This window comes from Paracholeplasma brassicae (assembly GCF_000967915.1).
GTDB lineage: Bacteria > Bacillota_I > Bacilli_A > Acholeplasmatales > UBA5453 > Paracholeplasma > Paracholeplasma brassicae.
The window spans coordinates 1070243-1082901 of the sequence record NC_022549.1 but is presented as its reverse complement, the minus strand read 5'-3'; the positions used below and the strand labels follow the sequence as shown (position 1 = coordinate 1082901).

Sequence of the window (12659 nt, the reverse complement as noted above, 5' to 3'; positions counted from 1 at the left end):
CAAGAAATGATTGAGTACATGAAACTTCAACAAGCCATCAAAATTTATGAAATGGCTTGTGTGGTTGAAAAAATAGAACCGAAATACGTTAAGACGGTACTACCAAGTTTATTAGATAGTTTCTATCGGTTTATTAAAAACGATGAAAGACGTATGAAATTTTTGAGCTATTTAAAAGATTTGGATCACCCATATCATCAAAGTGACTTGGATGAATTAATCGAAGACGCAAATCAGGATTCACGTGCTAGAACGGTATTAAATTGGCTTAAAAGACAACAAAATGAACACAAAGTGTTTCTTTTGGGTAGCGAACTAGAGAAGTACGACAAAAACAAATAAAAAAGAGAGCGATTTAGCTCTCTGTTGTCAATTCAGACAAGTCATCGACCTCTTTGGTCGATTTTTTGTTTTTTTCTTTTTTTGTTTTTTATCTTTGTGTGAATCCTCTACAGAAGAAAGTGCTAACAAGTCCGATTGAAGGATAACGTGTGCAATGTATGATTTGATGCTCGCATCAAGTGCTAACCTCAAAGCAAGCATCTTTAAGTCTTGTCTTTGTTCATCCGTACTTTCGATAATCGATTTCGCATCGGTTGCCATTTGGAAAGTCACATCGTTTAATGTCTTTTCATAAGCGTTATAAAGGGATTCAATGGTTTCGTTTTGGTCGGTTAGAATCACTTTGATGTCATTAATGGGTAAGACGCGTTTTAGATTAGCAATGATAATTAAAGAAGCAAGCGATTGTTTGTCATATTTCTTACTAATTGGTGCTTCAATCACTTTATCTTTGACGTAGTTATTGATCATTGAAGCAGTCAGTTTATTGTTTTGATCTAAATAAGAAGGCATGTACTTATCGATGTAAGTAAGGACTTGATCCATGTAGAGATCAATTTCAGGGAAATTTTCATATTCAGGTACTCTATATTTTGATAATTGATCAAATAGTCTTAATAATTTTTCCATTCTATCACCAAATCTATTATAGCATAGTTCAAACAACTGTGAAGTATTTTTTTTAACGGCTTGACATTGTTATTATAATGTTATAAACTAGTATTGAAAACTAGATGAACCACAAATCGATATGAGGTGATGACGTGAGTAAAATAAAAATTATAGGTGATTCCTTGTTAAAGGGGATTTATTACGACGAATCAAAAGATAGACATACCATCTTGAAAAACAGCGGTATTGAGCGATTGAAGAAGGATGGCTATAATATAACGAACGACACTAAGTTTGGTTTGACCACTCCAAAAGCGCTTGAAATATTAAAAAGAGACATCAATACGTTTCAACAGTTTGATGAAGTCTACATAGAACTTGGCGGTAATGATTGTAACTACGATTGGGATCAAGTGAGTTTAAATCCTTACAAGAACCACCAGCCGGTAACACCAATTGATGCTTACGAATCGGCACTTTGTGAGATAATAGACTTTCTAAGAACCTATCAAATAAAACCCATTTTGGTGAGCTTACCGCCACTCGATTATAAACAATTTTATTGTTACATCATCAAGGGAAGAAATGAAGCAAATATTATGGCGTTCCTAAAAACGAAAGAAGAAATCTACTTGCATCAAAAAAGATACAATGACGTCGTATACAAAATATCAAGACAAAAGAAAGTTGACTATATTCCACTGCGAGAAATGTTTCTAGATCGTGTTGATTTTCTAAACTTTATTTGTAAAGATGGCATGCATTTGACCGAAAATGGTCAAGAAGTGATTTATGAATCATTCTTAAAATTTATGTAAAAAAAGAGACTAATGTCTCTTTTTTTCTACATTAAGTGTGAAAATCCGACCAATATTGATTGATAGAAGCGATAAAGGAAGCCATTTTTTTTAAGCATTTCACTTGTGATTAAGTGTGAGGAATCGATGGATTCTTTCATGTAATTTTTGATATCATTAATCGCTTTTACTTGATACAACCAAACGTTATTTTCAAAATGAAGATATAAACTTCTAAAGTCAAAGTTTGTGGTACCGACAATGGCTAATTCGTCATCGATTAAGACAATTTTAGAATGAATAAAGCCTTTTTGGTATTTATGGATATAAATGTTTGGTGTCTTTAATAACTCTTTATAGTAGTACTCAGAGGCCACTTGTACGTAACGTTTATCTGGGATTCCAGGGACGATAATATCAACCCTAACCCCAGATTCTGCTGACACCTTTAAGGCAGTCATGAGCTCGTTATCGATAATGAAATAAGGGCTTGTAATTTGGATAGACTTTTTTGATTGCATGATCAAATTTAAATATGCGTGTTTTGTTATAAAATTGTCATCAAGAGGGGAATCTGCAAAAGGAATGACATACCCATCATGTTTGACATTGATGGTAGGTTTATATAGTGGATAGTCCGATTGGGTGTGCTTGTTATAATCCCAGTTTTCTAAGAAAATCAGTGTTAAGCTCCATACCGCATCACCTTTTAGCATGATTGCAGCGTCCTGCCAGTGGCCATAGACTTCTTTTAAATTCATGTATTCATCGGCTAGATTAATGCCACCTGTGAATCCGTAGTTTCCATCAATAACGATTATTTTTCGGTGATCTCGATAATTCATGGCTAAATTTAGACGTGGTCGCATTGGATTGAACACACTAACCTTGATACCATCATGGATTAATTGCTCTTTGAACGATTTAGGTTGTTTAAATGAGCAACCAAAATCGTCGTAGATGATACGGACATCAATGCCTTCACTTGCTTTCTTTTTTAATACATTATGAATTTGAGTCCATACAATGCCAGGCTCAATAATAAAGTATTCTAAAAAAATGAATTTCTTAGCACTTTCTAGTAGCGGAAGAAGCGCGTCAAGTTTATCTTGACCTGATGGAAAAAAGGTGGTCTCCGTTTTTTCATATAATGGCCATTTATCAAAACCTAAATGACGTACTTGTTTAGATATTTGGTCATCATAAAAGACGGCACTGCCAAGACTCTTCGTCAAGGTCTTTTTTCGGATTTCACGATAATGAGTCATGTCTTGCATCACTTTTTTTGAAAGTTTGTGGGGTTTAAACATAACGTAGAAAAGTCCACCAAAGATCGGTGCAATCAATATTGGAATGATCCAAGCGATTTTATAATGCATGGGTTCACTACTAACAAAAACATAGATGACAATCAAATAGCTGATGGCCTCAAAAAAATAAAGAAGTATCGTTGATAGCTTACTGACGTAAAAAACAACATAACCAAAAAAAACAAGTTGAAGTAGAATTAATAAGGCAATTATCGTACTTTTATGAGTCAAAAAACGAATGAATTTGTACATGTTATACTCCTTTTTTGTATATAATATGGTAGGAATCAATTGATTTTTGATAACCGTTGAACACCTCTGGTAAATCATCGATTTTCAGTATGTTTTCTTGGATGATGTATCTTAATAAGGCACCCCTATTTTGTTTATTAAAAACAGATATCGCCTTGCATTTGTCATTTTGACAATCTAAAAATGAAACGTCAAAAACAGGGATATCTCGCTTAATTAAACTTGAAAATTCAGTGGATGTCAACGATAGTATTGGTTCATTGAAACTCTCTAAATAGGCATTGATGACCGGTTTCCAAATGGTTCTAAGGTTTAAACCTTTTACCGTGAAATCCAAACGATAAGGTCTAATTGGATCGGTTGGTTTTATTAGGCCATAAAGTGCATCGATGACGATTACTTGGTCATTTAATCTCATTTTTTCATTTTTTGTCAGACTAGGGTAGTCTAGATGAAGATAAGAAACCCCTTTGTAAAGAGAAAATGCCTCAAAACTGTGTGCTTGATCAAATGTTTGATAAAAGTGATAGACCTCTTCACTGAGGGTTTCAGACGTTTTAAACTTAATTGATATCGCTTCTTTACTCCAAGATTTAATTAGGTTAACTAACTCAATCGTTTCTTTTCTAAAATGGCCTTTTTGTTTTGTTGGTTTGACGTTTTCATTAAACGTTTTTGCAGGCGCAAACAGTATTTTCATTTTTATCACCGTCCTAATTATACAATAATTTAAGCTGTTTATAAAAGAAATGTATATCTTTTGAGGTTTATTATTAAAAAAGCTATAATGGAAATACTTAAGGAGGCAACATATGAAAATAGAAGTATGGTTAGATTTCACATGTCCTTTTTGTTACATAGCAAAAAAAAGATTCGAAAGAGCAACAGAACAGTTTGAGTTCCGTGATGTGGTAGATGTGACTTATAAGAGTTATTTATTAAATCCTTTGGTGACTAAGACATTATCGATGGACGCCAATCAAGCCTTAGCACTGCATAAGGACATTAGTGTAGAAGAAGCTAAAGAAATTCATCATAAAATAGCTTTAATGGCATTTGAAGACGAAATCAGTATCAATTTTGATCAAGTCCAAGTGACCTCAACGTTTCATGCGCATCAATTGTTAAAGCTTATTTCAAATAAGAACGAGCAAAAGATTCTATCAAATGCCATTTACAAAGCGTATTTCGAAGAAGGAAAAGACATTTCATCGATACCGTTATTAATTGAACTAGGAAAACAAGTCGGTTTATCCTCTGATTTGATAAAAAAGACGTTAACATCAAATCTCAAACAAAGAGAAATTGAGTTTGACAATGACGAAGCGATTAGTTATGGTATTACAGGGGTCCCATTTTTCGTAATCGATCAAACGTATAGTCTTTCAGGCGCACAAAAAACTGAGGCATTTCTAGAAATGCTTTACCGAGTGTATAAAAGGACCGTCGATGACAGAAGAATAAGACTTTCAAAAACAGAATACTGTGTCGGCGATGATTGTGATTATGTACCAAAAATAAAGAAGGATTAAGGCCAAACCGTCATGAAAACGGTTTGTTTTTTTTCATCGTCCATAATTAAATTGTAAAGGGTCGGATATTTTGGTAAAATAGATATTACGTTAAGGAAGGTAATAGAATGAGAAATTTATCGATGTTAATTGATTTTTATGAATTAACGATGGCAAACAGTTATTATCATCATCATAAAAATGAAGAAGCTGTATTTGATTTGTTTTTTCGTAGTGTGCCAGATGACGGCGGTTATGCGGTCATGGCAGGGCTTGAACAAGCAATTCAGTACATTCAAGAACTGAAATTTGATGAAAAAGACATTGACTATTTAAGAACAAAGAAGTTATTTGATGAAGGCTTTTTGACTTATTTACTCAATTTTAAATTTTCTTGTGATGTCTCAGCCATCAAAGAAGGGACACCTATTTTTCCAAATGAGCCTGTCATGGTGGTTAGAGGACCGATTATTGAGTGTCAGTTAGTCGAAACGATGTTGTTATTGACCATCAATCATCAAAGTTTGATTGCGACAAAAACCTCGCGCATCGTTTATGCAGCCAAAGGCAGAAGTGTCTTGGAGTTTGGATCAAGACGTGCCCAAGGCTATGATGCGGCGAATTTTGGTGCACGTGCGGCTTATATTGCGGGTGTTATCGGCAGTGCAAATACAATGACCGATCGTGATTTTAAAATTCCAGCACTTGGAACTATGGCCCATTCGTTTATACAAAGTTTCGATAACGAGTACGATGCATTTTTAGCTTATGCAAAAACCTACCCAGATTCAACGGTACTTCTTGTGGATACGTATTCGACGATTCACTCGGGACTACCGAATGCGATTAGAGTCTATAACGACTATTTAAAACCAATGGGTAAAACCCTTAAGGGTATCCGAATTGATTCTGGTGATTTGACTTATTTATCGAAGAAAGCACGTGAAATGCTTGATGCGGCTGGATTAGCTGAAACAAAAATTACAGTTTCCAATTCATTAGATGAGTATTTGATAACTAATTTAGTTCAACAAGGTGCACAAATCGATGCATTTGGTGTTGGCGAAAGATTAATCACATCAAAAAGCGATTCGGTATTTGGCGGGGTATACAAACTTGCAGCTCTAAAAGACAATGGGGCAATGATTCCTAAGATGAAGCTTTCTGATAATGTGGTAAAGACAACGAATCCAGGTGTTAAAAAACTTTATCGTTTATTTGATCAAAGCTCAAATAAGGCGATTGCTGATGTGGTCACGTTAGACACAGAAGTAATCAATGAAAATGAACCTTATTTATTGTTTGATCCAAACTTCCCATGGAAACAAAAACTAGTCAGCGACTTTAGAGCGGTCTCTTTATTAGAACCAATCTTCAAAAAGGGCAAATTAGTCTATCAAAAACCGTCATTAGAAGAAATCAGAAGTTACCACAAGGAACAAATGTCAACGCTATGGGATGAAGTCAAACGGTTCGAAAACCCACACCCATATTACGTCGATTTGTCTAGGAAATTATGGCAACTTAAACAAGATTTAATTGAAAAGTACGCTAAAAACAGCTAAACATCCGATTTATATTTTTCCAATATAAAAAGGATCTTTATAATTCTTATGTAAAAAAAAGAGAACTTAAAAAATTCTCTTTTTTGTTTGTAGTAAGCTATGTTAAGAAAGGCTATTTTAGTGTTTTTAAAACCTCGGTGTATGCCATGATGAATGGTCCAACGCCCTTGGCATCATTTTTAACGATTGGTTCTGAAATATAGTATGCAAATGTACCATCACGTCTTGTGTTATTATCCGGTCCAAGACCAGCAACTAAACAAATACCGTCCATGTTTAAGTCACCGTCGTTATCGGTAATATATTTTTCGACAATACCATTAAAAATTGCTTTACCAATGGCTTCATAAGACGAATCAAGTGCACCTAATCTAACACCTTTTAAAATAGAGTATGCAAGTAAGGAAGAACCACTTGCTTCTAAGTAGTTACCAGGTTTATCCCCTTGATCAATGACTTGATAAAACAGTTTTGTTTCCTTGTCTTGGTATTGCAGTAAACCATCAACGGTTTCCTTTAGGAGTGGGAAGAAGAACTCTTTGACTGCTCTTTCTTCTTTAGACATGTAATCAATAACATCCACAATTGAGACAACAAACCAACCAGTTGCACGTAACCAAAAATTCGCACTTAAGCCAGTATCTTTGTTTGCCCAAAACATCGTTTTTGATGAATCATACCCATGATAATATAATTTTTTATTTTCATCAAACATCAATTTTCTGACGTTTTTGAATTGATTGATGATGTCAAAATAATAGGTTTGATTATTAAAAAGTGTTTCATAGCGTGTGTAAAAAGGTTGTGCCATGAATAAGCCATCTAACCAAACTTGTTGAGGGTAGATGAGCTTGTGCCAAAAGTTACCTTCGATGGTTCTTGGCTGTCTTCTAACGTGATGATAGGTTTTCTCGATTGCTTTTTTATATTTTTCTTCTTTAGTGTAGTCGAGTAAATCAAAGAGTATACGCGACTCGCAAATGTCGTCAAGATTGAATGTTTTTGGGTCATATCCTCTTAGTGTGCCATCTTCAAACACATAGTAATTCACAAAATTTTTGACGAATTCTAGGTATTTTTCTTCTTTTGTTTCTTTGTGTAACTCAAGTAATGACGTCATCATACAACCATCGACATAGTTCCATGCCGGTTCTTTGCCATGCTTAATGGATTCAATATTCCAAAGTGGCAATTCTGGTGTTGATTCAGTGATTAGTTTTTCAATAAAATCATTGATCAGTTTCATGTAAAAACCCCCTTATTTACTCTAATTATAACCGATAGTGTCTACAATATCAACCAGTATTTAAACGGTGTCTATTATGATAGATGATATTGTATTTCTTTGTTTTTTTGTATTGAATAAAGTTGGCATATTATGTATAATAGATATGTTAAATTAGTGAGGGTATTGACTATGGCTACCGTGATCGATGATAAACGCAAGTTTTTAATATTAGAAGATAAAAACATACTTAAGGGTATTTTCATCATGATGATCCCTTTATTTTTAAGTAATATGCTAAAGAGTTTACATGACATTGTTGACTCCTATTTTTTGGCAAGAATGGATTTAGGTAAAGACGCAATTGAATCGGCATTGGCTGCAGTTAACATTCACTGGCCAATTTATAATATATTTAATGCGCTTGGAGTGGGTTTGGGTATTGCTGGGGTTGGTATCATTTCGCAGTACATTGGTTCTAAGAAAGAAAAAGAAGCAACCAAGTACGCAGCTAAACTTGTAACTTATGCGGTTTTACTAGGTGCGCTTGTAAATGCATTATTATTCATTTTTGCCCCGACAATTGCAAATTTAATGGGTGCGAAAGATTTAACATTTGATTATGCGGTTACCTATTTTAGATATCGATCTTTCGAATTTATCTTTGTCTATTTATTCTTAGCTTACCAAGCGATTAGACAAGCCGAAGGTGACACGATGTCACCGGTTATCTTATCAGTCATCAGTATTGTGATAAACATGATTATGACCTGGTTATTCATTTCAGTATTTAATATGGGGATTCATGGGGCAGGCTTATCGACGCTACTCAGTCAATTATTAATTATGCCTTTTGCGTTATTTTCCCTGTTACGATCAAAAAAACACGTTAGACTCGATTATAAAGAACTTGGATTTGACAAAGAAATCATGAGTGAAATCACGCGTTTTGCAATGCCTTCTGCGGCATCACAAGCTTTTTCAAGTCTCGGATTCGCAGTAATTCAAGCAATGATATTAAGCTATGGTGACACGGTATCTTCAGGTTTTGGTACTGGAAACCGAATTTCATCACTGATTTTAAATCCGGTCATGGCGATTGGATCAGTTCTTGCGGCCTATGTGGGACAAAACATAGGCAATCAAAACCCAGAAAGAGCGAAAGCCTCCTATCGAGTTGCTAGAAATTTATCGGTAAGTATCATGCTTTTTGGCATCGGTCTTGCGATTCCGTTTTCTAAACAAATTGCCGAATTGATTGTTGGTGCTGAAAATCAAGCAATTGTAAAAGTGACTGTCGAATACAGTTTTTGGATACTAGGGACACAACCACTCATGGCAATCTTTCAAAATTATGTGTCAGTCTTTAATGGTTCTGGGAACACAAAATATTCATTCATTATGTCGTTTACACGACTTTGGCTATTAAGAGTACCTTTAGTTTTTATATTCATGCATTTGACCAACGTCGGATACCCAGGGATTTGGTATTCAATGATGTTAAGTAATATAATGATATTAGGCCTTGGGCACTATTTATTTAAGAAAGTAACGTTTGAACGTCGGGTGATCATACATGATGAAAAAGAGGTTGCAAGAAGCGTTTAGTCAATCATTTGATTTGGTGGGATTCGTTAATACATCAACGTACAATCAAGCGGTGAAAAACCCGGTAAGGTGGGTTTTAGAACCATTTAACACAATGGTTGTGGTTGGGTTAAGTTACCCCTCAAATCGAAAGTTTCGACACACAAAAGAAACACTCGTTCCAAGTATCTACACATTTGGACGTGATTATCATGAAGAATTAAAAGAACGTTTGACTGCTGTTTGTGAGTCATTGGGCTATTCGTATCAAATAGGTGTTGATAGCCATCCAATCGATGAACGTCTCGCATTTAAGCTTTCAGGCCTTGGTTTTCAGGGCAAAAATCAACTCATGATTAACAACGACTTTGGTTCTTACTTTTTTATTGGAATTGCTTTGTTCGAGTTTGAATTACCAACGTTTAATCAATTAGAAGATGATGGGTGCGGATCTTGCACCATTTGCCAAGACGCTTGTCCGACCGGGGCATTGAATCAAGAAAACGGTTATGAAATGGAAAAATGCATTTCGTTTTTTAATCAAGAGAAAAAGGAACTGACAGAAACAGAAATTAAAAAAAATCACAGCTTATTTGGTTGTGATATTTGTCAAACCGTTTGTCCAAAGAACATCGATATATTAAGACCAACACACAGCGGGTTTATGCTTAATGGTAATGAGCAAGTTGAAATCGTTGACTTGTTTAGAATGCCCACAAAAGCATTTAAAGAAAAGTACCATAATGCTGCTTATTTATGGCGCGGGAAACTCATCTTAATGAGAAATGCTGTGACGCTTTTATATAAAACAAGAAACACGCGTTACAATGACCTAATAAAGGAGAGTCTTTTGCAATTTAAGGACGTCAAATGGTACGTCAATACAGTTAGTAAGTTATTAGAAGAGTTAGAGAGGATGAAAATAAATGAAGTTAAACCTCGTATTATTTGAACCGGAAATACCTCAAAATACAGGCAATATTATGAGAACTTGCGTTGGTATTGGGGCAAAATTACACTTAATTGAACCAATGGGCTTCACACTAGAAGAAAAATACGTTAAACGAAGCGCACTTGATTATTTTTCACAGTTGGAATACGAAGTCTATCCAAATTTTCAAGCATTTGAACAAAAAAATAAAGGGCGATATTTCTTTTTGACACGTTATGGTAAAAAGACTTATTCCGATATTGATTTTAAATCAGTAGATGAACCAATTTACCTGATTTTCGGAAAAGAATCTACCGGTGTTGATAAACAAATTTTAGCTAAGCACATCGATGATTGTTTTAGAATTCCGACAACCTCGAACATTCGTAGTTTAAATCTATCGAACTGTGCGGCGCTAGTTAGTTATGAAGTACTTAGACAACTTGACTTTCCTGGTTTGGAGAGAATGGAGCCAGAATCACTAAAAGGTAATGATTTTTTAGAACAGTTCAAGGAGGTAAGTCATGAATAAACAGTCGAAAGTTCAGAGCTTGGGTGAAGAGATTGCAAATGCCATCAGCCATGGTATTGGTGCACTTTTGGGGATTGCTGCACTCGTATTGATGCTGATCAAGTCAAACGACGGTTACGATATTTTTGGATCACTTGTTTTTGGTATTAGTATGATTCTACTTTACACGATGTCGTGTTTATATCACGCATTTAAAAAAGACACATTAGTGAAGCGCATCTTCAAACGATTTGATCATATTTCGATCTATGTACTGATTGGTGGTACGTTTGCACCGTTATTTATCATTGCGATAGATAAACCACTCGGTTGGATTTATTTGGTATTACAATGGGCAATAATATCCGTTGGGATCATGTTTAAAGCCGTTAAGATTAATCGTTTTCAGGTCATGCACGTTATCTTATTTCTAGGTCTTGGTTGGAGTGGGCTAACGTTAGCACCAACGCTAATTGAAACCTATCCCAATGTATTTTACTTAATCCTTTCTGGCGGCATATTTTATTCAGTAGGTGTATTCTTTTACGCCACCAGGTTTTTTAAATACAGCCATTTTGTATGGCACATCTTTGTTTTATTAGGTACGGTTTCACACTTTTTTGCCATCTATTTGTATATTTTATAGAAAAAATCCACTAACCTGAATTTTAATTCATGGTAAGGGTTTGAATGGCTTGCAAAAAAGATTAATATAGATTATGATATTTATGATAAAAGAAGGAGCGTATTTTTATGAAAATTATGGCAGTTAATGCGGGTAGTTCATCAATTAAGTTTCAATTGTTAGACATGCCAAGTGAAAAACAAATTACAACAGGTATTGTGGAACGAATCGGTTCAGACAATGCATCTTTTACAATCAAGTTTGATGGTCAAAAATACCAAAAAACCACATCGATTTTAAACCATGGGGTGGGTGTTTCAATTATTCTTGAGGCATTAATTGAACATGGTGTATTAAGTTCAATCAACGAAATTGAAGGTGTTGGACACCGTGTGGTACAAGGTGGAGAAGTTTTTAAATCTTCAGTTGTGATCAATGATCAAGTACTTCAACAAATCATTGATTTAGGGGACATGGCACCGCTTCATAACCCAGCTAATGCAACGGGTATTAAAGCGTTTAGAGAAATCTTACCAAACGTCATCCAAGTTGCCGTTTTTGACACAACATTCCATCAAACAATGAAAGAAGACGCTTTTTTATACGGTACACCTTACGAGTGGTACACAAAGTATGGCATTCGTAAATACGGTTTTCACGGAACCTCACACCAATTTGTCAGTGAACGTGCAAACGAATTACTCGGATCAAATGACACAAAACTCATTGTATGCCATATTGGTAATGGTGCGTCTTTATCTGCCGTTAAAAATGGTCAGTGTGTGGATACATCGATGGGCTTTACACCGCTTGAAGGTTTTCCAATGGGGACAAGAAGTGGATCAATCGACCCAGCAATTACTTCCTACATGGAAAAGAAATTAAATGTTTCTTCGGATCGCATCACAGATATTTTAAACAAAGAATCAGGCTATCTAGGCATCAGCGGAATCTCAAATGACTCAAGAGACTTAGAAAATGCCATCTTAGAAGGTAACGAAAGAGCAAGACTTGCACTCGATGTTCAAGCAAAACAAATCGTCGATTACATTGGTTCATATTACGTCTACATGGGTGGACTTGATGCCATTTGCTTTACTGCAGGTATCGGTGAAAATTCAGCCATTTTAAGAAAAATGATTGCAGATCGTCTAGGTGTTCTTGGTGTTGAACTCGATGAACGTATGAATCAACTTAGAGGTGAGAATTTAATCTCTACAGCAAACTCAAAGGTTAAAGTCTATGTGATTCCAACCGATGAAGAAGTCATGATTGCAAGAGAAGTCATGTCACTTCAAAAATAAAAGTGATAAAAAGTCTCGGATATTTTCGAGACTTTGTTTTTTTTGAGTGCGAATTAAGGTAAAATAGTATTAGGAATGAGGGATTCA

The 12659-nt window shown here is 35.1% G+C and carries 13 protein-coding genes; 9 read left to right on the top strand and 4 right to left on the bottom strand.

All coding sequences use genetic code 11. The annotated features are described in order from the left end of the window. The first annotated feature begins 6 nt into the window (after positions 1-6). Positions 7-342 (top strand): hypothetical protein, encoded by a 336-nt coding sequence (locus tag BN853_RS05020; RefSeq protein WP_030004871.1) that lies wholly within the window; start codon positions 7-9, stop codon positions 340-342. A gap of 27 nt (positions 343-369) precedes the next feature. On the opposite strand, the gene BN853_RS05015 is transcribed toward BN853_RS05020, so the two are convergent. Continuing rightward, on the bottom strand, positions 370-972 hold the full coding sequence (locus BN853_RS05015) for a DUF1836 domain-containing protein (RefSeq protein WP_030004870.1): 603 nt from the start codon (positions 970-972) through the stop codon (positions 370-372). A gap of 134 nt (positions 973-1106) precedes the next feature. On the opposite strand from BN853_RS05015, the gene BN853_RS05010 reads away from it, so the two are divergent. Further along, the gene (locus BN853_RS05010; protein ID WP_030004869.1) at positions 1107-1772 is read left to right on the top strand and encodes an SGNH/GDSL hydrolase family protein; all 666 of its coding nucleotides are present in this window, start codon (positions 1107-1109) and stop codon (positions 1770-1772) included. 26 nt (positions 1773-1798) lie between these two features. Here the strand turns inward: BN853_RS05010 and cls are convergent, their stop codons facing one another. Both cls and BN853_RS05000 read right to left on the bottom strand, forming a co-directional pair. Next, positions 1799-3313: a cardiolipin synthase gene (gene cls / locus BN853_RS05005; protein ID WP_030004868.1), complete on the bottom strand. Its 1515-nt coding sequence runs from the start codon at positions 3311-3313 to the stop codon at positions 1799-1801. Between the two features lies 1 nt (position 3314). After that, entirely contained in the window at positions 3315-4013 is a 699-nt protein-coding gene (locus tag BN853_RS05000) for a YaaA family protein (RefSeq protein ID WP_030004867.1), read from the bottom strand. Between the two features lie 112 nt (positions 4014-4125). Between BN853_RS05000 and BN853_RS04995 the strand changes: the two genes are divergently transcribed. Further along, positions 4126-4845 (top strand): DsbA family oxidoreductase, encoded by a 720-nt coding sequence (locus tag BN853_RS04995; protein WP_030004866.1) that lies wholly within the window; start codon positions 4126-4128, stop codon positions 4843-4845. A gap of 107 nt (positions 4846-4952) precedes the next feature. Beyond that, on the top strand, positions 4953-6389 hold the full coding sequence (locus BN853_RS04990) for a nicotinate phosphoribosyltransferase (protein ID WP_030004865.1): 1437 nt from the start codon (positions 4953-4955) through the stop codon (positions 6387-6389). Positions 6390-6501: 112 nt separating this feature from the next. On the opposite strand, the gene BN853_RS04985 is transcribed toward BN853_RS04990, so the two are convergent. Further along, positions 6502-7635, bottom strand: coding sequence for a glycoside hydrolase family 88/105 protein (locus tag BN853_RS04985; RefSeq protein WP_030004864.1), 1134 nt, complete (start codon positions 7633-7635; stop codon positions 6502-6504). 171 nt (positions 7636-7806) lie between these two features. On the opposite strand from BN853_RS04985, the gene BN853_RS04980 reads away from it, so the two are divergent. The 5 genes from BN853_RS04980 to BN853_RS04960 all read left to right on the top strand — a co-directional run bounded on the left by BN853_RS04980 (position 7807) and on the right by BN853_RS04960 (position 12572). Further along, positions 7807-9222 (top strand): MATE family efflux transporter, encoded by a 1416-nt coding sequence (locus BN853_RS04980; RefSeq protein WP_030004863.1) that lies wholly within the window; start codon positions 7807-7809, stop codon positions 9220-9222. Then, positions 9194-10153, top strand: coding sequence for an epoxyqueuosine reductase (locus tag BN853_RS04975; RefSeq protein ID WP_030004862.1), 960 nt, complete (start codon positions 9194-9196; stop codon positions 10151-10153). Before BN853_RS04980 ends, BN853_RS04975 begins: the two co-directional genes overlap by 29 nt. After that, complete coding sequence (locus tag BN853_RS04970) at positions 10128-10664, top strand: tRNA (cytidine(34)-2'-O)-methyltransferase (RefSeq protein WP_030004861.1); 537 nt, start codon at positions 10128-10130, stop codon at positions 10662-10664. Before BN853_RS04975 ends, BN853_RS04970 begins: the two co-directional genes overlap by 26 nt. Next, complete coding sequence (trhA, locus tag BN853_RS04965; protein ID WP_030004860.1) at positions 10657-11289, top strand: PAQR family membrane homeostasis protein TrhA; 633 nt, start codon at positions 10657-10659, stop codon at positions 11287-11289. Before BN853_RS04970 ends, trhA begins: the two co-directional genes overlap by 8 nt. A 107-nt stretch (positions 11290-11396) precedes the next feature. Next, entirely contained in the window at positions 11397-12572 is a 1176-nt protein-coding gene (locus tag BN853_RS04960; protein ID WP_030004859.1) for an acetate/propionate family kinase, read from the top strand. Positions 12573-12659 lie beyond the last annotated feature (87 nt).

What these genes read in the sequence shown, in the direction of transcription:
- cls (WP_030004868.1), bottom strand. Translation starts at nt 3,313, where the DNA reads ATGTACAAATTCATTCGTTTTTTGACTCATAAAAGTACGATAATTGCC.
- BN853_RS05015 (WP_030004870.1), bottom strand. Translation starts at nt 972, where the DNA reads ATGGAAAAATTATTAAGACTATTTGATCAATTATCAAAATATAGAGTA.
- BN853_RS05000 (WP_030004867.1), bottom strand. Translation starts at nt 4,013, where the DNA reads ATGAAAATACTGTTTGCGCCTGCAAAAACGTTTAATGAAAACGTCAAA.
- BN853_RS04975 (WP_030004862.1), top strand. Translation starts at nt 9,194, where the DNA reads ATGAAAAAGAGGTTGCAAGAAGCGTTTAGTCAATCATTTGATTTGGTG.
- BN853_RS04985 (WP_030004864.1), bottom strand. Translation starts at nt 7,635, where the DNA reads ATGAAACTGATCAATGATTTTATTGAAAAACTAATCACTGAATCAACA.
- BN853_RS05020 (WP_030004871.1), top strand. Translation starts at nt 7, where the DNA reads ATGATTGAGTACATGAAACTTCAACAAGCCATCAAAATTTATGAAATG.
- trhA (WP_030004860.1), top strand. Translation starts at nt 10,657, where the DNA reads ATGAATAAACAGTCGAAAGTTCAGAGCTTGGGTGAAGAGATTGCAAAT.
- BN853_RS04980 (WP_030004863.1), top strand. Translation starts at nt 7,807, where the DNA reads ATGGCTACCGTGATCGATGATAAACGCAAGTTTTTAATATTAGAAGAT.
- BN853_RS04960 (WP_030004859.1), top strand. Translation starts at nt 11,397, where the DNA reads ATGAAAATTATGGCAGTTAATGCGGGTAGTTCATCAATTAAGTTTCAA.
- BN853_RS04995 (WP_030004866.1), top strand. Translation starts at nt 4,126, where the DNA reads ATGAAAATAGAAGTATGGTTAGATTTCACATGTCCTTTTTGTTACATA.
- BN853_RS04990 (WP_030004865.1), top strand. Translation starts at nt 4,953, where the DNA reads ATGAGAAATTTATCGATGTTAATTGATTTTTATGAATTAACGATGGCA.
- BN853_RS04970 (WP_030004861.1), top strand. Translation starts at nt 10,128, where the DNA reads ATGAAGTTAAACCTCGTATTATTTGAACCGGAAATACCTCAAAATACA.